This window comes from Streptomyces sp. 7R007 (assembly GCF_054850255.1).
Genome location: NZ_JBTWMV010000010.1, coordinates 213,607 through 240,012, shown reverse-complemented (window position 1 = coordinate 240,012; position 26,406 = coordinate 213,607). Strand labels below are relative to the sequence as shown.

The window sequence follows — 26,406 nt, the reverse complement described above, 5'->3', positions numbered from 1 at the left end:
GGAGCGGACCGCGGCACTTCCCCTCAGCGCGCATCGTTACCATGCGTGGACGCACATTGCGACGACCACTGACGACGACGAGGGACGGGCGAGCGCGTGGCCGAGGCGGCAGACATCCAGGGGATGAGTTCCTCACCTGCCCGCCGCTGGCTGCGGCGCACCGGCGCACTGCTCGCCGGGGCGCCCCTGCTGGCCGGCGTGCTGCAGCTGCCCGCCCCGGCGGCCGAGGCGTCCACTCCGGAGGCCTCCGGTGCCGGCTCGGTCTCCGTCGCCGTCGACACGCTCACCCCGAGCGCCCCGACCGACGGGGACACCGTGACCGTGAGCGGCACGGTCACCAACAACGGCAAGCAGACGGTCACCGACGCCCATGTGGGCCTGCGCGTGGGCCAGCGGCTCACCACCCGCTCGTCCGTCGAGGACGCCGCCGCCGACAGCACCGACGTCCAGGCGGCGACGGGCTCGGAGGTCGGCGGCAAGTACGTGGAGGAGTTCTCCAAGCTCACCCCCGGGGTCGCCGAGCACTTCAGCATCTCGGTGCCGGTGGACAAGCTGGACCTCGGCGACGACGGCGTCTACCCGCTCGCCGTCACCCTGGCCGGCGAGACCGCCGCACAGCCCTGGAGCCAGACGCTCGGCGTCCAGCGGACCTTCCTGCCCTGGCAGCCCGACGAGGCCGGCACCAAGACGAAGACGACGTTCCTGTGGCCGCTGATCTCCACCGTCCACATGACGGCGGAGACGGGTTCGAACGAACAGCAGACGCCGGTCTTCCTCAACGACGACCTCGCCAAGGAGATCGCGCCGGGCGGCCGTCTGGACGAGATGCTGACGCTGGGCGAGAACCTCGACGTCACCTGGGTCGTCGACCCCGACCTGCTGGCCTCCGTCGACGCGATGACCCGTTCCTACAAGGTGCAGACCGACGGCGGCACCCCGGTGGCCGGCACGCACCAGGCGGTCGCCAAGCAGTGGCTCGCCGAGCTGCAGAAGGCGGTGGACGGCAAGGAGGTCGTCGCCCTGCCCTTCGCCGACCCCGACCTCGCCTCGCTCGCCCACAACGGCACGAGCGTCACCGGCTCGCTGAACCACCTCAACGAGGCCACCGCCGTCGCCGCGACCACGGTCAAGACCGTGCTGCACGTGACGCCGAGCACCGACTTCGCCTGGCCCGTGGACGGCGCCGTCGACCCGTCGATCGTGAAGGTCGCCACCTCCGCCGGTGCCGACACGGTGATCGCGCGCAGTGACAGCCTTCAGGAGACCGGCGGCCTGCCGTACACGCCCTCCGCGGCCCGCCCGATCGGCGGCGGCACCACGGCGGTGGTCACCGACGCACGGCTGTCCACGGCGTTCCAGGGCGACCTGACGAAGGCTTCCTCCGCCACCCTGGCGGTCCAGCGGTTCCTCGCCCAGAGCCTGGCGCTCACCCTCCAGACAGACAAGGAGCGCAGCATCGTCGTCGCCCCGCAGCGCATGCCGAGCGTGCGTCAGGCCCAGGCGATGGCGGCGGCGCTGACCGCCCTTCAGGGCGGCACGTGGTCCGACACGCAGAAGCTGTCCTCGGCCGCCGCGGCCAAGCCGGACCCGGGTGCCACGACGAAGGTGCCGTCCGCCTCCGCCTACCCGGCCGCGCTGCGCAGGCAGGAGCTGCCGCGCACGGCCTTCGAGCAGATCGCGGCCACGCAGGACAAGCTCGACAACTTCCGGGTGATCCTGACCGACGAGTCCCGCGTGGTGACCCCCTTCGGGCGGGCGATGAACCGTGAGATGGCCACCTCGTGGCGCGGGCGCGCGGCGGACGCGGACGGCTTCCGCAGCAGTGTGGCGTCCCACCTCGACGACCTGACCAGTCAGGTCCGGCTGATCGACAAGTCGGACACCAAGCTGTCCGGGCGCAGCGCCACCATCCCCGTCACCGTCCAGAACAACCTGGTGCAGGGCGTCGACCACCTCGTGCTGCGCCTCACCTCGATGAGCCCGACCCGCCTCCAGATCGGCGGCAAGGCGTACTACGAACAGCCCGTCGCCGTCTCCGGCGGGCACAGCCAGACGGTGAAGTTCACCACGTCCGCCAAGGCGAACGGCCAGGCGACGGTGGTCGCCCAGCTGTACACCGAGGACGGCCAGGCCTACGGCGCCCCCGTCAGCTTCGACGTGAAGGTCACCGAGTTCACGGCCACCGTCATGCTGGTCATCGGCGGCGGTTTCCTCCTGCTCGTCCTCGCCGGCTTCCGGATGTACACGCAGCGCAAGCGCGCGGCCGCCCGGGCGGCCGAGGGGAACGGCCCCGAGGGCGCCGGTGAGGCCGCCGACGGCCCGGAGAACCCCGAAGGCCCGCAGGACCGTCTCACGGAGGAGTCCGGCACCGACGTCCGGGCAGACGACCCGGTGCAGGCGAGTGACCCGACGGCGGACACCGCAGCGGAAAGCGCCGACCCGTCCGGCACGGGTGAGAGAGTGGACCGTTGAGGATGTCGTGGCCGGTGGGCCCGGGACGATGAGGTGGGGTAACCATGAACGCGCCGTACGACGGTGACCGCGGCCGGGCCGCGGGCTCGGGGCACCCCGAGGGCCCGCCGCCCGAGCAGGGCCAGGTGCCGCCGCAGTCGCCGGCGGACATGTACCTCCAGGACGCCTATGACCAGGACCCCTACCGTGCGCAGGACCTCGCCGCGCAGGACCCGGTCGCCGAGGCGCTCTACGACCGCGCCGCGCACCCTCCGCCGCCCCCGGGCACGTACCAGCCGCAGCAGCCGTTGTACGGCCGGCCGCAGCAGTCGCCGTACGCCCCCGACCCGCGTGTGTGGGCGCAGACCCCGGCGCCCGAACCGGACAGCGCCACCCAGTACCTGCCGCACGGCAGCGACCCCCGCACCACCCAGTTCGTGGGCGTCGACGACCTGGTGACCCAGGCCGGCGAGGAGCCCCGGGAACACGACGCCTTCGCGCACCTCTTCCGCGACCAGCAGCAGAGCGGCCCCCACCCCGCGTCGGTCCCGAACCCCGCGGGCGCCCCGATGCCCGCCGACGACCAGACCATGAACCTCGGCACCACGCCCGCCGCGGCGCCGCCTCCCGCGCCCGCCCCGGCACCGGCTCCCGCCGCGAAGAAGGGCGGCCGGGCGGGCGGCCTGCTGAAGTCCAGCGCCGTCATGGCCGCGGGCACGATGGTCTCCCGCCTCACCGGCTTCGTCCGCTCCGCGCTGATCGTCTCCGCGCTGGGCGTCGGCCTGCTCGGCGACACCTTCCAGGTGGCCTACCAGCTGCCGACGATGATCTACATCCTGACGGTCGGCGGCGGTCTCAACTCCGTGTTCGTGCCGCAGCTCGTGCGCGCGATGAAGGAGGACGAGGACGGCGGCGAGGCCTACGCCAACCGGCTGCTGACCCTGGTCATGGTGGCGCTCGGCGCGCTCACCGCGCTCGCCGTCCTCGCCGCGCCACTGCTGATCCGCCTGCTGTCCGACTCGGTGGCGAGCGACCCGGCGGCCAACGAGGTCGGCATCACCTTCGTCCGCTACTTCCTGCCGTCCATCTTCTTCATGGGCGTCCACGTGGTGATGGGCCAGGTCCTCAACGCCCGGGGCAAGTTCGGCGCGATGATGTGGACGCCGGTGCTGAACAACATCGTCATCATCGTGACCCTCGGCATGTTCATCTGGGTGTACGGCTCCGCGGCCGACTCCGGCATGAAGGTCACCAACATCCCGCCGGAGGGCCAGCGCCTGCTCGGCATCGGCGTGCTGCTGGGCCTCGTCGTCCAGGCGCTCGCGATGATCCCCTACCTGCGCGAGACCGGGTTCCGGCTGCGGCTGCGGTTCGACTGGCGGGGCCACGGCCTCGGCAAGGCGGTGACGCTCGCCAAGTGGACCGTCCTGTTCGTCCTCGCCAACCAGGCCGGCGCGATCGTCGTCTCGCAGCTGTCCACCGCCGCGGGCAAGCACTCGCCCGTCGACGGCACCGGCTTCGCCGCCTACGCCAACGCCCAGCTGATCTGGGGTCTGCCGCAGGCCATCATCACCGTCTCCCTCATGGCCGCGCTGCTGCCGCGCATCTCGCGCTCGGCGGCCGAGGACGACACGGGCGCCGTCCGCGACGACATCTCGCAGGGCCTGCGCACCACGGCCGTCGCCATCGTGCCGATCGCCTTCGGCTTCCTCGCCCTCGGCATCCCGATGTGCACGCTCATCTTCGGCTCCTCGGGCACCAGCGAGGCCACCAACATGGGGTACATGCTGATGGCCTTCGGCCTCGGCCTGATCCCGTACTCGGTGCAGTACGTCGTCCTGCGCGCGTTCTACGCCTACGAGGACACACGGACGCCCTTCTACAACACCGTCATCGTCGCCGGCGTCAACGCGGGCGCCTCTGCGCTGTGTTACCTCGTGCTGCCGTCCCGCTGGGCGGTGGCCGGCATGGCCGCCTCGTACGGCCTCGCCTACGCCATCGGCGTCGGCGTCGCCTGGAACCGGCTGCGCAAGCGCCTCGGCGGCGACCTGGACGGCAACCGGGTGATGCGGACGTACGCCAGGCTCTGCATCGCCTCCGTGCCGGCGGCGGCGCTCAGCGGCGCGGCCTGCTACGAGATCGGCCACACGCTCGGCCAGGGTGTCGTCGGCTCGTTCGCCGCGCTGCTGGTCGGCGGGGCGGTACTGCTCGGGATCTTCTTCGTCGCCGCACGCAAGATGCGCATCGAGGAACTGAACTCACTGGTCGGCATGGTGCGCGGGCGTCTGGGGCGCTGAGGCGGGGGTACGCGCACAACCATCGTCCGCCACCGCGTGTCGTGCATAGAGGCGGACTGTGGGCACAATTGGTTTCGGCGTCGGACGGCGCGCACGGAAGTCGGTCGGCGCGCAATGGATGGGGAGGCAGGAACGACGGTGGCGGAACGGAGCACGGCTGCCGTCGACGTGGCAGACAACAGCGGTGACAAGCCGCTGACCGCAGTGGCGGACCAGTCCACGGCCGACGGGGTGGCCCAGAACCGGGAGCGGGACACGGACATCGACGAGGCACAGGGGAGTGGTGGGACCGAGGGTCCCGGGAAGGCCTCACCGCCGGAACTGCACAGCGGTCACAAGCTCGCCAGACGGTACAGGCTGGAGGAGTGCGTCACCCGACTGGACGGATTCAGCAGTTGGCGTGCCGTGGACGAGAAACTGCGCCGCGCCGTCGGCGTGCACATCCTGCCGGCGGATCACGCGCGGGCGCGTTCCGTGCTGGCGGCCGCCCGGTCGTCCGCGCTCCTCGGTGATCCCCGCTTCGTCCAGGTGCTGGACGCCGTGGAGGAGAACGACCTCGTCTACGTCGTCCACGAATGGCTGCCCGACGCGGTGGAACTGACCACGCTGCTCGCCACCGGCCCGCTGGAACCGCACGACGCCTACCAGATGGTCAGCCAGATCGCCTCCGCCATGGCCGCCGCCCACCGCGAGGGCCTCGCCCATCTGCGCCTGAACCCCAACGCCGTGCTCCGGACCTCCAGCGGCCAGTGGCGCATCCGCGGCCTGGCCGTGAACGCCGCGCTGCGGGGCATCAGTTCCGACACCCCTCAGCGGGCCGACACCGAGGCCGTCGGCGCGCTGCTGTACGCGGCGCTCACCCAGCGCTGGCCCTACGAGAACGACGCCTACGGTCTGTCCGGGCTGCCCAAGGACGTCGGGCTGATCCCGCCGGACCAGGTGCGGGCGGGCGTCCACCGGGGTCTGTCCGAGCTGAGCATGCGCGCGCTCGCCAACGACGGTGCCACGGCCTCCCGTCACGAGTCGCCGTGCACCACGCCGGAGGAGCTGGTGAAGGCGGTCGGGGAGATGCCCCGCATCCGCCCGCCGGAGCCGGCGTTCACCGCGCCGCCCGAGTACCAGGGCACGACGTACCAGCAGGGCTCCTACGGCCGTCCCGCGCCCCACCCCGGCGTCACCCAGCCCGTCCCACCACCGCCGGCCCCCCTGCAGAGCCGCACCGGCAAGGCCCTCAAGTGGGCCGTCTCCGCGCTCCTCATCGCCGCTCTCGGCCTGGGCAGCTGGCAACTCGCCGATGCCCTCATGGACAACGGCAACAAGAGGGACGACACCAACAAGACCCAGACGACGGACGGCAACGACAAGAACGGCGACAAGACCAAGCCGGTCAGGAACCTCGCCGTGCAAAGCGCGCAGGAGTACGTCGCCGAGGGTTCCGCGCAGGCTCCCGAGGACGTGAGGAACACGTACGACGGAGACAGTTCCACGTACTGGCGGACCAAGAGCTACAACGCCGGCCCCAAACTGGCGCCCTACAAGCCGGGCGTGGGCATCGTCTACGACCTCGGTTCCGCCCAGACGGTGTCGGCCGCGTCGATAGGGCTCCGGTACGCCGGCGACCACACGACGATCCATCTGTACGCCACGGACTCGCTGTCCCCCTCGTCGTCCGTCGACGGGATGACGGAAATCGGAACCGCGACCACGAGCGGCACCTCTCTCACGGTGAAGTCGACGAAGAAGGTGAAGACGGAGTACGTGCTGCTGTGGATCACGGACGTGCCCAAGGCACCCCAGGACGACTACAGCAGCGCCGGCTACAAGCAGGGCATCACCGACGTGAAGTTCACCGGCTGAGCACTTCGTCCAAGGGGAGGGGGTCAGATGGCAGATGAACCGGCATACGGCGACGCAAGCGATCAGGACCTCCTCGCCCGCCATGTAGCGGGCGATCCCGACGCCTTCGGCGAAGTGGTGCGACGGCACCGGGACCGGTTGTGGGCCGTGGCCCTGCGCACGCTCGGCGATCGGGAGGAGGCCGCCGACGCCGTTCAGGACGCCCTGGTCTCCGCCTACCGGGCCGCGCACACCTTCCGCGGGCAGTCGGCCGTCACGACGTGGCTGCACCGGATCACGGTGAACGCCTGTCTCGACCGCGCCCGCAAGGCCGCCTCCCGCAAGACCTCCCCCGTCGACGACACCGAGCGGCTGGAGCAGTTGCTGGAGCCGCACGAGGAGGCGTCGGCGCCGGCCGAGCGCAACGACCTGCACCGGCAGCTGCTGGAAGCGCTCGGCACCCTTCCGCCCGACCAGCGCGCCGCCCTCGTCCTGGTGGACATGCAGGGCTATCCCGTCGCCGAGGCCGCCCGGCTGCTCGACGTCCCGACGGGCACCGTCAAGAGCCGCTGCGCCCGCGGCAGAGCGAGACTCCTGCCGCTCCTCACCCATCTCCGCCCGGAAAGCGCCGCCGGCGGAAAAGAAGAGGGTGACGGGCGGAACCGGACCCCGGGGACATCCGTCCCACCGGCAGCGGGGCCGCCGACTGACGGCCCACGCGATCCAGGACCAGGCGATTCAGCTGCTATGAAGGGCGGAGGTGGGCGAGCGTGACATCCACGACGGACATGGCCGGGCACCCGGACGTCGCGGAGATCTCCGACCTCACCGAGGGACTGCTCCCGCCGTCCCGCACCGCCGATGTACGACGGCACCTGGACGAGTGCGAGCTCTGCGCGGACGTGTACTCCTCCCTGGAGGAGATCCGCGGACTGCTCGGCACCCTGCCCGGCCCCCCGCGCATGCCCGACGACGTCGCCCACCGCATCGACGCCGCCCTCGCGGCAGAGGCCCTGTTGAACGCGACGGCACCAGAGGAGTCGGACGCTCCGGCCCTCGTCGGCGCCTCCCGTTCCACGGACGGCGGTGACGACGCGCATGTTTCACGTGAAACATCGACCGCCGCAGACCGCCCCTCCGGACACGCCCGCCCCTCGACAACCGGACCGGGCCGCAAGAACCGCAAGCGCGGCGGGCGCCGCAGGGTCGCCGTCCTCGGCACCGTCTTCGCTGTCGCCGCCCTCGGACTGGGCTCCGTGCTCGTCGCCACGCTCGACGACGGCAAGCCCTCCGACACGGAGGCCAACGGTCGGCACACGACGGCGACGGACACCTTCTCCGGGAAGCAGGTGAAGGATCAGGTCGCTGCTCTTCTCACCGGAGGCCAGGCGACCGGACGCGGCTCCGAAGCTCCGCACAGCAATGTCGGCGCGCTGGGAGACCCCACCCTCATCTCCCCGAAGATGAGCAAGGAGCCCTCGGTTCCCGGCTGCGTGCAGAAGGCCATCGGCCGCACGGACCCGGCCCTCGCGTCCACGGAGGGCACCTACAAGGGATCCGACGCCCTGCTCGTGCTGTTCTCCGACGCCTCCGACACCGCCAAGGTGAACGCGTACATCGTCGACGCGGCCTGTGTGACGCACCCTTCCGCCAAGGCGGCGGTTCTGCTCAGGCAGTCCTACAGCAAGCCCTGAGCGGCCCCCCGACGAGCCGCACCGCGGAAAGCCGTCACACCGAGGCGTGGTCCGTCTCTCGCGTGGTATCCCGTACGGTGCCTCGCATCCGTGTGCCCGGACACAGCGGGAATGCGCGCCCCTTAGGATCCGTTGGGTGGGGTGAGAGCTCAGAACCTGGCTCCCACCGGTCCGACGACGCAGTCCAGAGACGAGGAATCAAGCCGTGAGCGACGTCCGTAACGTGATCATCATCGGCTCCGGGCCCGCCGGCTACACGGCGGCGCTCTACACCGCGCGCGCGTCGCTGAAGCCGCTGGTGTTCGAGGGCGCCGTCACCGCCGGTGGCGCGCTCATGAACACCACCGAGGTGGAGAACTTCCCCGGCTTCCGGGACGGCATCATGGGACCCGAGCTCATGGACAACATGCGCGCCCAGGCCGAGCGCTTCGGCGCCGAGCTGGTGCCCGACGACGTCGTCTCCGTCGACCTCACCGGTGAGATCAAGACCGTCACGGACACCTCCGGCACCGTGCACAAGGCGAAGGCCGTCATCGTCACCACCGGCTCGCAGCACCGCAAGCTCGGTCTGCCGAACGAGGACGCCCTCTCCGGACGCGGCGTCTCCTGGTGTGCCACCTGTGACGGCTTCTTCTTCAAGGACCAGGACATCGCCGTGATCGGCGGCGGCGACACCGCGATGGAGGAGGCCACCTTCCTCTCGCGCTTCGCCAAGTCGGTGACGATCGTGCACCGGCGGGACACCCTGCGCGCCTCCAAGGCGATGCAGGAGCGCGCCTTCGCCGACCCGAAGATCAAGTTCGTGTGGGACAGCGAGGTCGCTGAGATCCAGGGTGACCCGAAGCTCGCCGGTCTGAAGCTGCGCAACGTCAAGACGGGCGAGCTGTCCGACCTGGCGGTCACCGGCCTGTTCATCGCGATCGGCCACGACCCGCGCACCGAGCTCTTCAAGGGCCAGCTCGACCTCGACGAGGAGGGCTACCTCAAGGTCGCCTCCCCCTCGACCCGCACCAACATCACCGGTGTCTTCGCCGCCGGTGACGTGGTCGACCACACCTACCGCCAGGCGATCACCGCGGCCGGCACCGGTTGCTCCGCCGCCCTCGACGCGGAGCGCTTCCTCGCCGCCCTCGCGGACGAGGAGAAGGCCGAGCCCGAGAAGACCGCTGTCTGACCCCCATCCGCCCCTCGCACCAACCAGTTAAGGAGCCCGCCGTGGCCGGCACCCTGAAGAACGTGACCGACGACTCCTTCGAGCAGGACGTCCTCAAGAGCGACAAGCCCGTCCTGGTGGACTTCTGGGCCGCCTGGTGCGGTCCGTGCCGCCAGATCGCGCCGTCGCTGGAGGCGATCGCCGCCGAGTACGGCGACAAGATCGAGGTCGTCAAGCTCAACATCGACGAGAACCCGGGTACGGCCGCCAAGTACGGCGTCATGTCCATCCCGACGCTGAACGTCTACCAGAACGGCGAGGTCGCCAAGACCATCGTCGGCGCGAAGCCGAAGGCCGCGATCGTCCGCGACCTCGAGGACTTCATCGCCGAGTAGTCGGCGGGGCCGTCACGCCGACGGCTGATGTTTCACGTGAAACACGAAGGGGCCAACCCCCGCGGGTTGGCCCCTTCGCTTTAGAGCGGCCGAAGCGCCGGTTCCTTCTGTACGGCTCCCAGCAGCCGGTCGAGCGCCATCTCCACGTCTTCCTTCCAGGAGAGCGTCGTACGCAGCTCCAGCCGCAGCCGCGGATGCACGGGATGCTGCCGTACCGTCTTGAAGCCCACCGCCAGCAGATGGTCGGCTGGCAGGAGGCACGCCGGCTCCTTCCAACGGGCGTCGCCGAAGGCCTCGATGGCCTTGAAGCCCCGCCGCAGAAGATCCTTGGCGACCGTCTGGACCATCACCCTGCCCAGCCCCTGTCCCTGGTAGCCCGGCATGATGAACCCGGTCATCAGCTGCACCGCGTCCGGTGAGACGGGACTCGTGGGGAACGCCGTGGAACGGGGGACGTAGGCCGGCGGGGCGTAGAGCACGAAGCCCACCGGTACGTCGTCGACGTAGACCACCCGGCCGCATGATCCCCAGTCCAGCAGGACGGCCGAGATCCACGCCTCCTTCTCCAGGGCGGGCGTGCCCGCTTTTACCGCTGCCTCACCGCTGACGGGGTCCAACTCCCAGAAGACGCACGAGCGACAGCGCTTGGGAAGATCCTGGAGGTTGTCCAGCGTGAGCGGTACGAGCCGACGCCCCATGAAGGCTGATCCTCGCTTCCTTCGCCCGCCGCGTCGCGGGCGGCCGTCAGAGCGCTCCGTTCCCTGAGCAGGCTGCCGACGAAGCCGCCGACCGCGCCCAGGCCCAGCCCCGCGCTCACGAGTCCGGTGCGGCTCATCGTTCGCATGGCCCCTGCCTCCCTCTCCAGAGGTGCTGCCAGGTGGATGCGCCATACCCGAACGCATCGTATCCACGATGTGAGGGCCTCGACACCGCCTGAAAGCAAAGAGCGGGCTGTGTCCGATACCCACCGGACACAGCCCGCTCCGCCGGCCGACCGAGCGCATCCATCCACTCGTCGGCCACAGGCTCAGGCCTCGTCGTCCTCGGCGTCGCCGTCCAGCAGACTCTTCTGCAGGACCGGTCCCTCGCCGGGAGCGAGGGTGCTGAGGATCCGCTCAAGGTCCTCCATGGAGGCGAACTCCACGGTGATCTTGCCCTTCTTCTGGCCGAGGTCGACCTTCACCCGTGTCTCGAAGCGGTCCGAGAGACGGGTCGCGAGGTCGCTCAGCGCCGGCGAGACCCGGGTGCCGGCCCGCGGCCCCTTGGAGCGCTGGGCCGTCTGCGGCCGCGAGCCCATCAGGGTCACGATCTCCTCGACCGCCCGCACCGACAGCCCCTCGGCCACGATCCGGTGGGCAAGCCGGTCCTGCTCCTCCGAGTCCTCGACGGAGAGCAGCGCCCGCGCATGCCCGGCGGAAAGCACCCCGGCAGCCACGCGGCGCTGGACGGCCGGGGAGAGCTTCAGCAGACGCAGCGTGTTGGAGACCTGCGGGCGGGACCGGCCGATGCGGTCGGCGAGCTGGTCATGCGTGCAGTTGAAGTCCTTCAGCAACTGGTCGTAGGCGGCGGCCTCTTCCAGCGGGTTCAGCTGCGCGCGGTGCAGGTTCTCCAGCAGGGCGTCCAGGAGGAGCTTCTCGTCGTCCGTGGCCCGCACGATCGCCGGGATCGCCTCCAGGCCCGCCTCACGGCACGCCCGCCAGCGGCGCTCGCCCATGATGAGCTCATAGCGGGCGGGGCCCAACTGCCGTACGACGACGGGCTGGAGGAGACCCACCTCCTTGATGGAGGTGACCAGTTCCTGCAGCGCGTCCTCGTCGAAGACCTCACGCGGCTGGCGCGGGTTCGGCGTGATCGCGTCGAGGGGGATCTCCGCGAAGTGGGCGCCGATGGGAGCCGCGGGCACCTCCACGGAACCGCCCAGCGTCGGCTCCTCGGTTTCATGTGAAACAGGCGGCAGCGTGGCCACCTTCGCCGCGGCCACTCCGCGGTCGGTCGTCAGCACCGGGACGGCCGTCGGGGAGGCCGAAGGAGCGCCTCCCATGGCCGCCGGGGCCGGCGTCTTCTCCGTCGGGGCAGCGGGGATCAGTGCGCCGAGACCACGGCCCAAACCCCTCCGTCGCTCGCTCACTGAATCCCCTCCACCATGCTCGGGTTGCTCTGGGCGCCGATATGGGCCTGCGTCGGGTCGTAGCTGACGCCGACACCCTTCAGCGCGATTTCTCGTGCCGCCTCAAGATAGGACAGCGCACCGCTGGACCCCGGATCGTAGGTCAGCACGGTCTGTCGGTAGCTCGGCGCCTCGGAGATACGGACCGAGCGGGGAATGCTCGTCCGCAACACCTCGTCACCGAAGTGGTTGCGCACCTCGTCCGCGACCTGCGAGGCCAACCGGGTCCGGCCGTCGTACATCGTCAGCAGGATCGTGGAGACGTGCAGGGCGGGGTTGAGGTGTCCCCGGACCAGGTCGACGTTGCGCAGCAGTTGCCCCAGTCCCTCCAGGGCGTAGTACTCGCACTGGATCGGGATCAGGACCTCCTGGCCGGCGACCAGCGCGTTGACCGTCAGCAGACCCAGCGAGGGCGGGCAGTCGATGAGGATGTAGTCCAGCGGCTGCTCGTAGGCCTGGATGGCCCGCTGTAGCCGGCTCTCACGGGCGACCAGCGACACCAGTTCGATCTCCGCACCGGCGAGATCGATCGTGGCGGGGGCACAGAAGAGGCCCTCGACATCGGGGACGGGCTGGACGACTTCCGCGAGTGGCTTGCTCTCGACCAGGACGTCGTAGATGGACGGGACTTCGGCGTGGTGGTCGATCCCGAGTGCCGTGGAGGCGTTTCCCTGAGGGTCGAGGTCGATCACCAGGACGCGGCCCCCGTGCAGGGCCAGGGACGCGGCAAGGTTGACCGTGGTCGTGGTCTTGCCTACGCCACCCTTCTGGTTGGCCACCACGATGACCCGGGTCTGCTCGGGCCGTGGCAGGCCCTCGCCGGCGCGGCCCAGAGCCTCCACCGCCAGTTGGGCAGCACGACCGATCGGAGTGTCGTCCATTGGGGGCGGTGTTTCACGTGAAACATCCTCCCCCATCGACTCGGTACGGGGACCGGGGACCGGATCGGTCATCGGTCCCGCGATGTTGGCGTCGGACCGCAAGGATTCACTCTCCTCGACTTCAGGCTCGCAATGAACAGAGCCTCCCATGTCTTCGGGGTCGTGAACCAGTGAGGCCTGGTGTTCTGTGGAGAAATCCACCTCTGTGGACAACTCCACACCCTCATCGAGTGATCCAAGAGGCTTTCGGTCGCGGGGTTCGGCCGCAGCGCGGCCCCGGCTGATGATGCCGTGCAGCAGTGAGCGACGTTTCACGTGAAACACGATGCACAGCAAGCAGGGCCGGAATGCCGCGACACTCCGGCATGCGTAGGTTTGGCAGCTTGTGTGGAGTACGTCTCGTCGTCAGGACGGATCAGCGGCGCCGGCGCGCACGCCCCGTGCGGGCGGCCTTCGCGCGCTTGGCCGCGAAGCGCACACCGCCGGGACTCTCACCGACCTCGACCCGGACCACGGTCGACAGGGGATCGACGACCCCCTCGCCCACGTGCAGGATGGACGTCTCCACGGCACCGAGCTTGCTGAGCGCCGTCGCCGCGCTCTTCAGCTCCTCCTCCGCGGTGTCGCCCTTGAGCGCCAGCATCTCCCCGTAGGGACGCAGCAGCGGGATGCCCCAGGTCGCCAGCCGGTCCAGCGGGGCCACCGCCCGTGCCGTCACCACATGCACCGGAGTGAGCTTGCCCATGACCTCCTCGGCGCGGCCACGGACGACCGTGACATGGTCCAGGCCGAGCAACTCCACCACCTCGGTGAGGAAGTTGGTGCGCCGCAGCAGCGGCTCCAGGAGCGTGATCTTCAGGTCCTCCCGGACCAGCGCCAGCGGGATGCCGGGCAGGCCGGCACCCGAGCCGACGTCGCACACGGTGACGCCCTCCGGCACGACCTCCGAGAGCACCGCGCAGTTCAGCAGATGCCGCTCCCACAGCCGCGGCACCTCACGCGGGCCGATCAGACCACGCTGCACGCCCGCCTCGGCGAGCAGCTCCGCGTACCGCACCGCTTCCGCGAACCGCTCGCCGAACACCTCGCGCGCCTGCTCGGGCGCGGGGGGAAGCTCCGCTGCCTCCGTCACGGGGACCGTCCTTCCGTACCGCATCAGCGCACCGGGCGCCGACCACCAGAACTATCAGGCTGACAAAGTTCGGCCCCGCCTGCGCTACAGACGGGGCCGGAGGAACGTAGGGACCGATCAGGCGGGCAGCACGACGACGAAGCGCTGCGGCTCCTCGCCCTCGGACTCGCTGCGCAGGCCCGCGGCCTTGACCGCGTCGTGCACGACCTTGCGCTCGAACGGCGTCATGGGCTTCAGCTTCACCGGCTCGCCGGTGTTCTTCACGTCGGCGGCGGCCTTGGCTCCCAGCTCGGACAGCTCGGCCCGCTTCCTGGCCCGGTAACCCGCGATGTCCAGCATCAGCCGGCTGCGGTCCCCGGTCTCCCGGTGCACGGCCAGGCGCGTCAGCTCCTGCAGCGCCTCCAGCACCTCGCCGTCACGGCCGACCAGCTTCTGCAGGTCTCGGCTGCCCGTGTCGCTGATGATCGAGACAGCGGCGCGGTCGGCCTCGACGTCCATGTCGATGTCGCCGTCGAGATCGGCGATGTCCAGCAGACCCTCAAGGTAGTCCGCCGCGATCTCGCCCTCCTGCTCCAGGCGGGTCAGGGTGTCTGCACCCTCGGCAGCGGCGGAGGTGGTGCCTTCCGTCACGGGATGGACTCCTTCTTACTTCTTGGACGGGGACTTGGGCCGCTGCGGGCCACCCTTGCGCTGCCCGGACTGAGCCCTGCTGCGGGCGCCGGAACCGGGCTGCGAAGCGGCTTTCTTGGCGGTGGGCTTGCCGGCGTCGCTCTTGGCGTCCTCGGGCTTGGCGTCCTCGGGCTCCGCGGACTTGCTCAGCGAGGTCGCCGCACCGGAGTCGGCCGGCTTCACAGCGCCGGACTGGCGCTGGGCCTTGGTCTGGCGCTTGGGCTGCTGACGCTTCGGAGCGGCGGGGGTCGTCGGCGTACCGTCCTCGGCGCTCTCCACGGCCACGGCGCTCTCGCTCTTCACCACGGTGCCGTCGGCCTGCGCCACGAGTCCGGCCTTGGTCAGGCCGTTGATGAACTTGCGCTCGAACTCGTTGCGGTCACGGCCCTTGGCGACGATCGCCTTGACGATGGTCTTCTCGCTGCGCCGGCGGACCTTGCCGTGGTGCGTGACGTGCTTGGCCAGCCGCTCCAGGTAGGCGGCCTGCGCCTTGGAACCCGGGGTGGGGTTGTTGTGGATGACGTACATCTGCTGGCCCATGGTCCACACGTTGGTGGTCAGCCAGTAGACGAGGACACCGACGGGGAAGTTGATGCCGAAGACGGCGAACATGACCGGGAAGACGTACATCAGCATCTTCTGCTGCTGCATGAACGGCGTCTTCACCGTGGTGTCGACGTTCTTCGTCATCAGCTGGCGCTGCGTGTAGAACTGCGAGGCCGACATCATGACGATCATGATCGCGGTCACGACCCGGACGTCGGTCAGCGTGGCGCCGAGCTGGGCGACCTTGTCGGAGCTGTCCGTGAACTTCGCGGCCAGCGGGGCACCGAAGATGTGCGCCTTACGCGCGCTGGCGAGCAGCGAGTCGTTGATGACGCCGATCGTCTTGCCCGTCGCGATGCCGTTGAGCACGTGGTACAGGGCGAAGAAGAACGGGGACTGCGCCAGGATGGGAAGGCACGAGGAGAGCGGGTTGGTGCCCGTCTCCTTGTACAGCTTCATCATCTCTTCGGACTGACGCTGCTTGTCGTTCTTGTAGCGCTCCTGGATCTTCTTCATCTCGGGCTGCAGCGTCTGCATGGCCCGGGTCGCCTTGATCTGCTTCACGAAGAGCGGGATCAGGCAGATACGGATCAGGATCACCAGGGACACGATGGACAGGCCCCAGGCCCACCCGGTGTCGGCGCCGAAGATCGCGCCGTACACCTTGTGGAACTGGACGATGACCCACGAGACGGGTGTCGTGATGAAGCTGAAAAGGCTGGCAATCGTGTCCACTAATCATGCTCCTTGGGCATGGGACGAGGTCTCTGCGGCCGGGCTCGAAGGACGATTGTCCTCGATGGCCGGTTCGGCGGCGGAGGGCCCGCCCCTGCGTGCGCGCCATGCGTCACGCAGCATTTCGTGCCACCGCGGGCGCTTGCGCGGCGGAACATGGTCCACACCCCCGAGCGACCACGGATTGCACCGCAGGATGCGCCAGGCGGTGAGTGCCGTGCCCTTGATGGCTCCGTGCCGGTCGATGGCCGTGTAGCCGTAGTGGGAGCACGACGGGTAGTACTTGCACACCGGCCCGAGCAGCGGGCTGATCGTCCACTGGTACAGCTTGATCAGAGCCAGCAGCGGGTACTTCATCGCGCGCCCCCTCCCAGCAACCGCTCCACGGCGGCATCCAGGTCTCGGGCCAGCTGTGCATGGTCGGCGTCGCCCGCTCCGGGCAGCGCTCGTACGACTACCAGGCTACCGGGGGGAAACAGGGTCACTCGGTCACGCATCAGATGACGCAGTCTGCGCTTCACTTTGTTGCGTACGACCGCGCCACCCACGGCCTTGCTCACGACGAAACCCGCACGCGTCGGGGGAGCGCTCTCCCCAGGCGCGTGCGGGTCCGTGGCACCGCTACGAAGATGGACGACGAGGGTCGGGCGGCCTGCCCGGCGCCCTCGTCGTACCGCGGTCGCGAAGTCCTCGCGCCGCCTCAGCCGGTTCTCGGTGGGCAGCACGACGGCATGACCTGACCGGGATCAGGCGGACAGGCGGGCGCGACCCTTGCTGCGGCGGGACGCGAGAATCGCGCGGCCGGCACGGGTGCGCATACGCAGCCGGAAGCCGTGGGTCTTGGCGCGACGACGGTTGTTCGGCTGGAAGGTGCGCTTGCTCACTCGGGGGCTCCAGAAATCAAATCGGTGTGGCGGGTGCCGTCCTGGCTGTCACCGTGCGCCCACGAGTAGCTCGCAGTGACGCCCGAGTGCACCGCTTCCCGATCACCTGACGTGACCTGTGCCCATCGGAGGCAGGCGGCAGCAGCCATCGACAACTCGACCTGGTTACGGTACGCGGGGCTACGCCATCCGGTCAAACCAGGAGTCACGCAGAGACACTATCCACAGGCTGGGGACAACAACTTGAACCGCACCCGTCGCCCTGACTACCGTGGCTGAACTCCGATTCGTTCCCTTGACCCCTTGTTCTTGGCTCCACCCCATTTGAATCCCGACCCGTCCCACAACCACACGTTCGTGGGACCCGTGAGAGAGCGTGCCCTGTGGCTGACGTACCTGCCGATCTTGCCGCAGTGTGGCCACGAGTACTCGAGCAGCTCCTCGGCGAGGGCCGCGGCCAGGGCGTGGAGGCGAAGGACGAGCACTGGATCCGCCGCTGCCAGCCGCTCGCGCTGGTCGCGGACACGGCCCTGCTCGCCGTACCGAACGAATTTGCGAAAGGCGTGCTGGAGGGCCGCCTCGCCCCGATCGTGAGCGACACGCTGAGCCGCGAGTGCGGCCGCCCCATCCGCATCGCGATCACCGTCGACGACTCCGCGGGCGACCCCCCGCCCGCGCCCCCGGCCCCGCGCCCCCAGCCGCGCTACGAGGAGCCCGAGCTCCCCGCCAACCAGTACGACGGCCCCTACGACGGCTACGGCCGCCACCGCGCCGACGACCACTCGCCCGCCGGCCGCCCCGAGCAGCGCCCCGGCGGCCCCGGCGGCCCCGGCGGCCCCGGCGACCAACTGCCCACCGCCCGCCCCGCCTACCCCGGCGAGTACCAGCGCCCCGAACCCGGCGCCTGGCCCCGCCCCGGCCAGGACGAGTACAGCTGGCAGCAGCAGCGCCTCGGCTTCCCCGAGCGCGACCCCTATGCCTCCCCGTCCCAGGACTACCGCCGCGAGTCCATGGAACGCCCCTCCTACGACGGCCAGCGCCCCGACTACGACCAGCCGCGCCAGGACTACGACCAGCACCGGCCCGACTACGACGCCCCGCGGTCCGACTACGACCAGCGCGACGCCCGCCGGGAGCTGCCGGAGCCGCCCCCCGGCTCCGGCCACGTCCACCGCGGCGGCCCCGTCGGCCCGAACCTGCCCACCACCGGCGCCCCCGGCCCGCTGGCCGCGCAGCCCGCGCCGGCCCCCGGCCCCGGCGAGCCCACCGCCCGCCTCAACCCGAAGTACCTCTTCGACACGTTCGTCATCGGCGCCTCCAACCGCTTCGCGCACGCCGCCGCGGTCGCCGTGGCCGAGGCGCCCGCGAAGGCGTACAACCCCCTGTTCATCTACGGGGAGTCCGGGCTCGGCAAGACCCACCTGCTGCACGCGATCGGGCACTACGCGCGCAGCCTCTACCCGGGCACGCGCGTGCGCTACGTGAGCTCCGAGGAGTTCACCAACGAGTTCATCAACTCCATCCGCGACGGCAAGGGCGACAGCTTCCGCAAGCGCTACCGCGAGATGGACATCCTGCTCGTCGACGACATCCAGTTCCTGGCGGACAAGGAGTCGACGCAGGAGGAGTTCTTCCACACCTTCAACACCCTCCACAACGCCAACAAGCAGATCGTGCTCTCCTCCGACCGGCCGCCCAAGCAGCTGGTCACCCTGGAGGACCGGCTGCGGAACCGTTTCGAGTGGGGCCTGATCACCGACGTCCAGCCGCCCGAGCTGGAGACCCGGATCGCGATCCTGCGCAAGAAGGCGGTCCAGGAGCAGCTCAACGCCCCGCCGGAGGTACTGGAGTTCATCGCCTCCCGGATCTCGCGCAACATCCGCGAGCTGGAGGGCGCGCTGATCCGGGTGACGGCGTTCGCGTCGCTCAACCGGCAGCCCGTCGACCTCGGACTCACCGAGATCGTCCTCAAGGACCTCATCCCCGGCGGCGAGGACTCGGCCCCCGAGATCACCTCCACCGCCATCATGAGCGCCACCGCCGACTACTTCGGCCTCACCGTCGAGGACCTGTGCGGCACCTCGCGCGGCCGCGCCCTGGTGACGGCCCGCCAGATCGCCATGTACCTGTGCCGCGAGCTGACGGACCTCTCCCTGCCGAAGATCGGCGCCCTGTTCGGCGGCCGCGACCACACGACCGTCATGCACGCGGACCGCAAGATCCGCAACCTGATGGCCGAGCGCCGCTCGATCTACAACCAGGTCACCGAGCTCACCAACCGCATCAAGAACGGCTGACGGCCGCGCGCGTACGTCCCTGAGGGCGCCCCCGGAGGAATCCGGCGGGCGCCCTTCGCCGTATCGACCCCCCGCCACGTCGCCCCGGCACCACCACGCCCCCCTGGGCCCCTCGTACAGCCCGTCGTACGGCGGCCATCCGCTGTTCGATTCCGGGGCCGGGTTACGGCCACGGTCCACAGATTCGGGGACTTTCTGCCGTCCACATCCTGGGGACTGTGAAGTTGTCCAGATCGCGGTCCACAGGCCACCCGCCTCAGAACGATCAGGCCAGGTCAGGTGGTTGTGGATTCGTGGACGAAGGATCTCCACAGACTGTGGACAGCCGGATGATCCACAAGCTGTGCACGGAGTTGTCCACCGGCAACCCACAGGCTGGGGCCGGTTGTCCCCAGTGATCCCCACCTTCTCCACATGCCTGTCCACTGTTCGGCAACGCGACGCGCCTGATCACCGCGTCGAGTGAAAGGCGTCACAGGAAGGTGCCGGGTTGGGCTGTGGGAAAGGTGGGTAAACCTGGGGACGGCGCTGGGGAGAAGTCGCCTCTGCCTGTGCATGGGGTGTGCAGAACTTTCTGTTCTCCACAGAACCCCCGAGTTGTCCACCGTCGTCGCCCACAGGGCCCGTGGACAAAATCTCCGCTCTGAGCTGGGCAAACGTGGTTATCCACGGTATCCACAGGCCCTACTACTACTCCCGACTAGAGACAGCGGGGAATTCGTTTCGAAGCGGGTCCTGTGCACAACTCGCCGTCCGGCTCCCGGCTGCCCCTCGTCACGACTTGACCCCGAGAGGCACCTACTGTCAGTGCCGTGCGTCAGACTGTTCCCCGGTGTCCTTCCCTCCACAGGGAGCCCACTACACCGGGACGAGCACCGAGACAGACGACGAAGCCACGCAGGCCGAGAAGCGCCGGCAACAGCAGGAGGCGGCAACAGTGAAGATCCGGGTGGAACGCGACGTACTCGCGGAGGCAGTGGCCTGGGCGGCGCGCAGCCTCCCGGCCCGTCCGCCGGCGCCTGTCCTCGCCGGCCTCCTGCTGAAGGCCGAGGACGGCCAGCTGAGCCTGTCCAGCTTCGACTACGAGGTCTCCGCGCGCGTGGGCGTCGAGGCCGAGGTCGAGGAGGAGGGCACGGTCCTGGTCTCCGGCCGGCTGCTCGCCGACATCTGCCGCGCCCTGCCCAACCGCCCGGTGGAGATTTCCACAGACGGTGTACGGGCGACCGTGGTCTGCGGCTCCTCGCGGTTCACACTCCACACCCTGCCTGTGGAGGAGTACCCGGCGCTGCCGCAGATGCCGAACGCCACGGGCACCGTCCCGGGCGAGGTCTTCGCCTCCGCGGCCGCCCAGGTGGCCATCGCCGCCGGCCGTGACGACACGCTGCCGGTGCTGACCGGTGTGCGCATCGAGATCGAGGGCGACACGGTCACGCTGGCCTCCACCGACCGCTACCGCTTCGCGGTCCGCGAGTTCCTGTGGAAGCCGGAGAACCCGGAGGCGTCCGCGGTCGCCCTGGTGCCCGCGAAGACGCTCCTGGACACCGCCAAGGCGCTCACCAGCGGCGACAACGTCACGCTGGCGCTGTCCGGCTCGGGTGCGGGCGAGGGCCTGATCGGCTTCGAGGGCGCGGGTCGCCGGACGACGACCCGCCTGCTGGAAGGCGACCTGCCGAAGTACCGCACGCTGTTCCCGACGGAGTTCAACAGCGTCGCGGTGATCGAGACCGCCCCCTTCGTGGAGGCCGTCAAGCGTGTGGCCCTGGTCGCCGAGCGCAACACCCCGGTGCGGCTGAGCTTCGAGCAGGGCGTGCTCATCCTGGAGGCCGGCTCCAGCGACGACGCACAGGCTGTGGAGCGGGTGGACGCGCAGCTGGAGGGCGACGACATCTCGATCGCCTTCAACCCGACGTTCCTGCTGGACGGCCTGAGCGCGATCGACTCCCCGGTGGCCCAGCTGTCGTTCACGACGTCGACGAAGCCGGCCCTGCTGAGCGGCAAGCCCGCCCTGGACGCGGAGGCGGACGAGGCCTACAAGTACCTGATCATGCCGGTGCGGCTGAGCGGCTGAGTGCCTGCCCGGTTGTCCACAGCGCGTGGACAACCGGGCGCCTCGCTGGGGAGAAGTCCCAGGTGAGGGCGTACGTCTGAGCGCGTATGCCCACAGATGTGCGCGGACGTCCGGGTTTAGGCTCGGACGCGGGTACGCAAGTGCCCCACACGCCACACAGCAACCTAAGGATCAACTGATGGAGCTCGGTCTCGTCGGCCTCGGCAAGATGGGCGGCAACATGCGCGAGCGGATCCGCCGCGCGGGCCACACCGTCGTCGGATACGACCGCAACCCGGATCTCGCGGACGTCCACAGCCTCAAAGAGCTTGTGGAGAGCCTCGCGGCCCCGCGCGTGGTCTGGGTGATGGTCCCGGCCGGTGCGCCCACCCAGTCGACCATCGACGAGCTCGCCGAGCTCCTGGAGCCGGGCGATGTCGTCGTGGACGGCGGCAACTCCCGCTGGACGGACGACGAGAAGCACGCCGAGGAACTGGCGGCCAAGGGCATCGGCTTCGTCGACTGCGGCGTCTCGGGCGGCGTCTGGGGCCTGGAGAACGGCTACGCGCTGATGTACGGCGGCGACGCGGAGCACGTCGCCAAGGTGCAGCCCGTCTTCGACGCTCTCAAGCCGGAGGGCACGTTCGGCTCGGTGCACGCCGGCAAGGTGGGCGCGGGGCACTTCGCGAAGATGGTCCACAACGGCATCGAGTACGCGATGATGCAGGCCTACGCCGAGGGCTGGGAGCTGCTGGAGAAGGTCGACTCGGTCACGGACGTGCGCGAGGTCTTCCGCTCCTGGCAGGAGGGCACGGTGATCCGCTCCTGGCTGCTGGACCTGGCGGTGAACGCCCTCGACGAGGACGAGCACCTCGACAGGCTCAAGGGTTTTGCACAGGACTCCGGTGAGGGACGCTGGACGGTGGAGGCCGCCATCGACAACGCGGTGCCGCTGCCGGCGATCACCGCGTCGCTGTTCGCGCGGTTCTCCTCGCGCCAGGAGGACTCGCCGCAGATGAAGATGATCGCCGCGCTGCGGAACCAGTTCGGCGGCCACGCGGTCGAGAAGAAGTAATCCACAGGGCTGCACGAGCGGTCCACAACCTGGGGGAGGTCGGCGACCGACCATGCACGTCACGCATCTGTCGCTGGCCGACTTCCGCTCGTACGCCCGGGTCGAGGTGCCGCTCGACCCGGGTGTCACCGCCTTCGTCGGCCCCAACGGCCAGGGCAAGACCAACCTCGTCGAGGCGGTCGGCTACCTGGCCACCCTCGGCAGCCACCGCGTCGCCTCGGACGCCCCCCTGGTCCGCATGGGCGCCGACCGCGCGGTCATCCGGGCGCAGGTCAGACAGGGCGAGCGGCAGCAGCTGGTCGAGCTGGAGCTGAACCCGGGCAAGGCCAACCGCGCGCGGGTCAACAGGTCCTCGCAGGTCAGGCCCCGTGACGTGCTCGGGATCGTGCGGACGGTGCTGTTCGCGCCGGAGGACCTCGCCCTGGTCAAGGGCGATCCCGGCGAGCGGCGCCGGTTCCTCGACGAGCTGGTCACCGCCCGCTCACCGCGGATGGCGGGGGTGCGCGCGGACTACGAGCGGGTGCTCAAGCAGCGCAACACGCTGCTGAAGTCGGCCGCGCTGGCCCGGCGGCACGGCGGCCGCTCGATGGACCTGTCCACGCTCGACATCTGGGACCAGCACCTCGCGCGCGCGGGCGCGGAGCTGCTGGCGCAGCGGCTGGACCTGATCGGGGCGATCCAGCCGCTGGCCGACAAGGCGTACGAGCAGCTGGCCCCGGGCGGCGGTCCGGTCGCCCTGGAGTACAAGCCGTCGGCGCCGGGCGAGGCGCACACGCGCGAGGGGCTCTACGAGCAGCTGACGGCGGCCCTGGCGGAGGCGCGCAAGCAGGAGATCGAGCGGGGCGTCACCCTCGTAGGGCCGCATCGGGACGATGTGACTCTCAAACTCGGTCAGCTGCCGGCCAAGGGGTACGCCTCGCACGGCGAGTCGTGGTCGTACGCGCTGGCGTTGCGGCTGGCCTCCTACGACCTGCTGCGCGCCGAGGGCAACGAGCCGGTGCTGGTCCTCGACGACGTGTTCGCCGAGCTGGACGCGCGCCGCCGGGAGCGGCTGGCGGAGCTGGTGGCGCCCGGCGAGCAGGTGCTGGTCACGGCCGCGGTCGACGACGACGTACCGCATGTCCTGGCCGGGGCGCGGTTCGCGGTGTCGGGCGGGACGGTGGAGCGCGTATGAGCGACGAACAGCCCCCGGAGAAGCCGAAGAAGGCACCCGAGCCCTCCGGCGTCGACCTCGCGCGCGTGGCGCTCAGGGCGGCGAAGGAGGCCGCACGCGCGCGTGGGGACGCGGCGCGGCAGAAGAAGCAGGCGCGGCGCGGGGGCCTGCGCTCCGGGGCGCGCGCCGACGGCCGGGACCCGATGGCGCTCGGCGCGGCGATCAACCGTCTGATCACCGAGCGGGGCTGGGAGGCCCCGGCGGCGGTGGGGGGCGTGATGGGGCGCTGGCCCCAGATCGTCGGCGAGGACGTGGCCAAGCACTGTGAGCCGGAGCGGTACGACGAGGACGAGCGGGTGCTCGTCGTGCGCTGCGACTCGACGGCCTGGGCGACGAACCTGCGGCTGCTGGCGCCCACGCTGGTCGCCCGGCTGAACGAGGACCTCGGGCACGGCGCGGTGCGGCTGATCAAGGTGCTGGGCCCCGGCGGCCCCGCCCGCCGCTACGGCCCCCTGCGCGCTCCGGGCAGCACGGGGCCCGGCGACACCTACGGGTGACAGACCTCACACAGCCACAAGCGGCGGCGGCCCGGTCACGGGACCGCACGCGGTTGCGAATCCCGACCTGACTCCCAAGTAGCCAAGGGTTGACAGCCGGAAGCGCTGAGTGCCTCCGTGAGCCTCTTGGAGCCCCGTTCCGCATATGGGGACTCCGCCGAGACCGGTTGAGGGCGCCACATGAGGACTCAGGTACCCGCAAACCCCCATCACTGTCGGCGCTACCGGTAGACTGGAAGCCAATCCCGCCCCAGTCGTGGGGACGTCCGGGAAAAGCTGAGCAACGCTGATCAAGGCTTACCAACGCAACATGCCGCAGCCGCTCCGGCAAACCGCCGACGAGTCTGGCTCGTGCTGTGCCAGAAAGGGCGCTTCGTGGCCGATTCCGGCAACCCCAACGAGATCAACCAGTCCACCGACGCCGGCGAGAACGGCGCGGTGACCTCGTCGAACGGCGAGGTCACCGCCTCGTACGACGCCAGCGCCATCACCGTCCTCGAGGGCCTGGACGCGGTCCGCAAGCGACCCGGTATGTACATCGGCTCCACGGGCGAGCGCGGACTGCACCACCTGGTGTACGAGGTCGTCGACAACTCGGTCGACGAGGCGCTGGCCGGCTACGCGGACACCATCGACGTGACGATCCTGGCCGACGGCGGTGTCCGGGTCGTCGACAACGGCCGCGGCATCCCTGTAGGCATCGTGCCGTCCGAGGGCAAGCCGGCCGTCGAGGTCGTGCTGACCGTGCTGCACGCGGGCGGCAAGTTCGGCGGCGGCGGTTACGCGGTCTCCGGTGGTCTGCACGGCGTGGGCGTCTCCGTCGTCAACGCGCTGTCCTCGAAGGTCGCGGTCGAGGTGAAGACCGACGGCCACCGCTGGACGCAGGACTACAAGATGGGTGTCCCCACGGCGCCGCTCGTGAAGCACGAGGCGACGGAGGAGACGGGCACGTCGGTCACCTTCTGGGCGGACGGCGACATCTTCGAGACCACGGAGTACTCCTTCGAGACGCTCTCGCGGCGCTTCCAGGAGATGGCGTTCCTCAACAAGGGTTTGACGATCAAACTCACCGACGAGCGCGAGTCGGCGAAGGCCACCGCGGGGGCGGACGAGGCGGGCGCCGACGAGAAGTCCGAGGTCAAGTCGGTCACGTACCACTACGAGGGCGGCATCTCCGACTTCGTGAGGTACCTCAACTCCCGCAAGGGAGACGTGGTCCACCCGACGGTGATCGACCTGGAGGCGGAGGACAAGGACAAGCACCTCTCCCTCGAAGTCGCGATGCAGTGGAACAGCGGCTACAGCGAGGGCGTGTACTCCTTCGCCAACATCATCCACACCCATGAGGGCGGCACGCACGAGGAGGGCTTCCGCGCGGCCCTGACGAGCCTGATCAACAAGTACGCGCGCGACAAGAAGCTGCTGCGCGAGAAGGACGACAACCTCACGGGCGACGACATCCGCGAGGGTCTGACGGCGATCATCTCGGTGAAGCTGAGCGAGCCGCAGTTCGAGGGCCAGACCAAGACCAAGCTGGGCAACACCGAGGCGAAGACCTTCGTGCAGAAGGCGGTCTACGAGCACCTCAACGACTGGCTGGACCGCAACCCCGTGGAGGCCGCGGACATCATCCGCAAGGGCATCCAGGCGGCCACCGCGCGCGTGGCGGCCCGCAAGGCGCGCGACCTGACGCGCCGCAAGGGCCTGCTGGAGACGGCGTCCCTGCCGGGCAAGCTCTCGGACTGCCAGTCGAACGACCCCACCAAGTGCGAGATCTTCATCGTCGAGGGTGACTCCGCCGGCGGCTCGGCCAAGTCCGGCCGCAACCCGCAGTACCAGGCGATCCTCCCGATCCGCGGCAAGATCCTCAACGTCGAGAAGGCCAGGATCGACAAGATCCTGCAGAACCAGGAGATCCAGGCGCTGATCTCGGCCTTCGGCACGGGCGTGCACGAGGACTTCGACATCGAGAAGCTCCGCTACCACAAGATCATCCTGATGGCGGACGCCGACGTCGACGGCCAGCACATCAGCACCCTGCTGCTGACCTTCCTGTTCCGCTTCATGCGGCCGCTGGTCGAGGCCGGGCACGTGTACCTGTCGCGCCCCCCGCTGTACAAGATCAAGTGGGGCCGGGACGACATCGAGTACGCCTACTCCGACCGCGAGCGCGACGCGCTGATCGAGATGGGCCGCCAGCGCGGCAAGCGCGTGCGCGAGGACTCCATCCAGCGCTTCAAGGGCCTCGGCGAGATGAACGCCGAGGAGCTGCGCGTGACCACGATGGACCAGGAGCACCGCGTCCTCGGCCAGGTCACCCTCGACGACGCCGCCCAGGCCGACGACCTGTTCTCGGTGCTGATGGGCGAGGACGTCGAGGCCCGGCGCCAGTTCATCCAGCGCAACGCCAAGGACGTCCGCTTCCTCGACATCTGAG

The 26,406-nt window shown here is 69.8% G+C and carries 22 protein-coding genes; 13 read left to right on the top strand and 9 right to left on the bottom strand.

Going from position 1 to position 26,406, the window contains the following annotated elements; all coding sequences use genetic code 11:
- Window positions 1-96 precede the first annotated feature (96 nt).
- The 7 genes from ACYF6T_RS16440 to trxA all read left to right on the top strand — a co-directional run bounded on the left by ACYF6T_RS16440 (window position 97) and on the right by trxA (window position 9,826).
- The gene (locus ACYF6T_RS16440; protein WP_461697066.1) at window positions 97-2,472 is read left to right on the top strand and encodes a DUF6049 family protein; all 2,376 of its coding nucleotides are present in this window, start codon (window positions 97-99) and stop codon (window positions 2,470-2,472) included.
- 44 nt (window positions 2,473-2,516) lie between these two features.
- On the top strand, window positions 2,517-4,748 hold the full coding sequence (gene murJ / locus ACYF6T_RS16435; protein ID WP_461697064.1) for a murein biosynthesis integral membrane protein MurJ: 2,232 nt from the start codon (window positions 2,517-2,519) through the stop codon (window positions 4,746-4,748).
- 138 nt (window positions 4,749-4,886) lie between these two features.
- Window positions 4,887-6,605, top strand: a complete 1,719-nt coding sequence (locus tag ACYF6T_RS16430; RefSeq protein WP_461697062.1) for a protein kinase family protein — start codon at window positions 4,887-4,889, stop codon at window positions 6,603-6,605.
- 27 nt (window positions 6,606-6,632) lie between these two features.
- Complete coding sequence (sigM, locus tag ACYF6T_RS16425) at window positions 6,633-7,358, top strand: RNA polymerase sigma factor SigM (RefSeq protein WP_461697061.1); 726 nt, start codon at window positions 6,633-6,635, stop codon at window positions 7,356-7,358.
- On the top strand, window positions 7,355-8,278 hold the full coding sequence (locus tag ACYF6T_RS16420; RefSeq protein ID WP_461697060.1) for an anti-sigma factor family protein: 924 nt from the start codon (window positions 7,355-7,357) through the stop codon (window positions 8,276-8,278). The genes sigM and ACYF6T_RS16420 overlap by 4 nt, the downstream gene beginning before the upstream one ends.
- A gap of 205 nt (window positions 8,279-8,483) precedes the next feature.
- Window positions 8,484-9,452, top strand: coding sequence for a thioredoxin-disulfide reductase (gene trxB / locus ACYF6T_RS16415; RefSeq protein WP_461697059.1), 969 nt, complete (start codon window positions 8,484-8,486; stop codon window positions 9,450-9,452).
- A 41-nt stretch (window positions 9,453-9,493) separates the two neighbouring features.
- Window positions 9,494-9,826, top strand: a complete 333-nt coding sequence (gene trxA / locus ACYF6T_RS16410) for a thioredoxin (RefSeq protein WP_003999720.1) — start codon at window positions 9,494-9,496, stop codon at window positions 9,824-9,826.
- A gap of 80 nt (window positions 9,827-9,906) precedes the next feature.
- Here the strand turns inward: trxA and ACYF6T_RS16405 are convergent, their stop codons facing one another.
- The 9 genes from ACYF6T_RS16405 to rpmH all read right to left on the bottom strand — a co-directional run bounded on the left by ACYF6T_RS16405 (window position 9,907) and on the right by rpmH (window position 16,840).
- Window positions 9,907-10,524 (bottom strand): GNAT family N-acetyltransferase, encoded by a 618-nt coding sequence (locus ACYF6T_RS16405; RefSeq protein ID WP_461697057.1) that lies wholly within the window; start codon window positions 10,522-10,524, stop codon window positions 9,907-9,909.
- Window positions 10,525-10,853: 329 nt separating this feature from the next.
- Window positions 10,854-11,954 (bottom strand): ParB/RepB/Spo0J family partition protein, encoded by a 1,101-nt coding sequence (locus ACYF6T_RS16400; protein WP_461697055.1) that lies wholly within the window; start codon window positions 11,952-11,954, stop codon window positions 10,854-10,856.
- The gene (locus ACYF6T_RS16395; RefSeq protein ID WP_461697117.1) at window positions 11,951-13,024 is read right to left on the bottom strand and encodes a ParA family protein; all 1,074 of its coding nucleotides are present in this window, start codon (window positions 13,022-13,024) and stop codon (window positions 11,951-11,953) included. The genes ACYF6T_RS16400 and ACYF6T_RS16395 overlap by 4 nt, the downstream gene beginning before the upstream one ends.
- A 265-nt stretch (window positions 13,025-13,289) precedes the next feature.
- Window positions 13,290-14,006, bottom strand: coding sequence for a 16S rRNA (guanine(527)-N(7))-methyltransferase RsmG (gene rsmG, locus ACYF6T_RS16390; RefSeq protein ID WP_461697053.1), 717 nt, complete (start codon window positions 14,004-14,006; stop codon window positions 13,290-13,292).
- A 117-nt stretch (window positions 14,007-14,123) separates the two neighbouring features.
- Window positions 14,124-14,636 carry a Jag family protein gene (locus ACYF6T_RS16385; RefSeq protein ID WP_461697052.1) on the bottom strand — a complete coding sequence of 171 codons (513 nt, stop codon included), beginning with the start codon at window positions 14,634-14,636 and terminating at the stop codon, window positions 14,124-14,126.
- Between the two features lie 15 nt (window positions 14,637-14,651).
- Window positions 14,652-15,956, bottom strand: a complete 1,305-nt coding sequence (gene yidC / locus ACYF6T_RS16380) for a membrane protein insertase YidC (RefSeq protein WP_461697051.1) — start codon at window positions 15,954-15,956, stop codon at window positions 14,652-14,654.
- A gap of 3 nt (window positions 15,957-15,959) precedes the next feature.
- Entirely contained in the window at window positions 15,960-16,313 is a 354-nt protein-coding gene (yidD, locus tag ACYF6T_RS16375; RefSeq protein WP_461697049.1) for a membrane protein insertion efficiency factor YidD, read from the bottom strand.
- A complete protein-coding gene (gene rnpA / locus ACYF6T_RS16370) occupies window positions 16,310-16,681 on the bottom strand; it encodes a ribonuclease P protein component (protein WP_461697047.1) in 372 nt (123 codons plus the stop codon). The genes yidD and rnpA overlap by 4 nt, the downstream gene beginning before the upstream one ends.
- A 21-nt stretch (window positions 16,682-16,702) precedes the next feature.
- Complete coding sequence (gene rpmH, locus ACYF6T_RS16365) at window positions 16,703-16,840, bottom strand: 50S ribosomal protein L34 (protein ID WP_003956500.1); 138 nt, start codon at window positions 16,838-16,840, stop codon at window positions 16,703-16,705.
- 383 nt (window positions 16,841-17,223) lie between these two features.
- Between rpmH and dnaA the strand changes: the two genes are divergently transcribed.
- The 6 genes from dnaA (at window position 17,224) to gyrB (ending at window position 26,405) form a co-directional block, all read left to right on the top strand.
- A complete protein-coding gene (dnaA, locus tag ACYF6T_RS16360; RefSeq protein ID WP_461697038.1) occupies window positions 17,224-19,137 on the top strand; it encodes a chromosomal replication initiator protein DnaA in 1,914 nt (637 codons plus the stop codon).
- Between the two features lie 937 nt (window positions 19,138-20,074).
- The gene (gene dnaN, locus ACYF6T_RS16355; RefSeq protein ID WP_461697116.1) at window positions 20,075-21,205 is read left to right on the top strand and encodes a DNA polymerase III subunit beta; all 1,131 of its coding nucleotides are present in this window, start codon (window positions 20,075-20,077) and stop codon (window positions 21,203-21,205) included.
- Window positions 21,206-21,383: 178 nt separating this feature from the next.
- Complete coding sequence (gene gnd, locus ACYF6T_RS16350; RefSeq protein ID WP_461697036.1) at window positions 21,384-22,259, top strand: phosphogluconate dehydrogenase (NAD(+)-dependent, decarboxylating); 876 nt, start codon at window positions 21,384-21,386, stop codon at window positions 22,257-22,259.
- A gap of 52 nt (window positions 22,260-22,311) precedes the next feature.
- Window positions 22,312-23,433 carry a DNA replication/repair protein RecF gene (gene recF, locus ACYF6T_RS16345; protein ID WP_461697034.1) on the top strand — a complete coding sequence of 374 codons (1,122 nt, stop codon included), beginning with the start codon at window positions 22,312-22,314 and terminating at the stop codon, window positions 23,431-23,433.
- Window positions 23,430-23,969, top strand: a complete 540-nt coding sequence (locus tag ACYF6T_RS16340; RefSeq protein ID WP_461697032.1) for a DciA family protein — start codon at window positions 23,430-23,432, stop codon at window positions 23,967-23,969. Before recF ends, ACYF6T_RS16340 begins: the two co-directional genes overlap by 4 nt.
- A gap of 375 nt (window positions 23,970-24,344) precedes the next feature.
- Window positions 24,345-26,405 (top strand): DNA topoisomerase (ATP-hydrolyzing) subunit B, encoded by a 2,061-nt coding sequence (gene gyrB, locus ACYF6T_RS16335; RefSeq protein WP_461697030.1) that lies wholly within the window; start codon window positions 24,345-24,347, stop codon window positions 26,403-26,405.
- The last annotated feature ends 1 nt before the right edge of the window (window position 26,406 follow it).

What these genes read in the sequence shown, in the direction of transcription:
- murJ (WP_461697064.1), top strand. Translation starts at nt 2,517, where the DNA reads ATGAACGCGCCGTACGACGGTGACCGCGGCCGGGCCGCGGGCTCGGGG.
- sigM (WP_461697061.1), top strand. Translation starts at nt 6,633, where the DNA reads ATGGCAGATGAACCGGCATACGGCGACGCAAGCGATCAGGACCTCCTC.
- ACYF6T_RS16405 (WP_461697057.1), bottom strand. Translation starts at nt 10,524, where the DNA reads ATGGGGCGTCGGCTCGTACCGCTCACGCTGGACAACCTCCAGGATCTT.
- ACYF6T_RS16395 (WP_461697117.1), bottom strand. Translation starts at nt 13,024, where the DNA reads ATGGGAGGCTCTGTTCATTGCGAGCCTGAAGTCGAGGAGAGTGAATCC.
- yidD (WP_461697049.1), bottom strand. Translation starts at nt 16,313, where the DNA reads ATGAAGTACCCGCTGCTGGCTCTGATCAAGCTGTACCAGTGGACGATC.
- gnd (WP_461697036.1), top strand. Translation starts at nt 21,384, where the DNA reads ATGGAGCTCGGTCTCGTCGGCCTCGGCAAGATGGGCGGCAACATGCGC.
- recF (WP_461697034.1), top strand. Translation starts at nt 22,312, where the DNA reads ATGCACGTCACGCATCTGTCGCTGGCCGACTTCCGCTCGTACGCCCGG.
- ACYF6T_RS16340 (WP_461697032.1), top strand. Translation starts at nt 23,430, where the DNA reads ATGAGCGACGAACAGCCCCCGGAGAAGCCGAAGAAGGCACCCGAGCCC.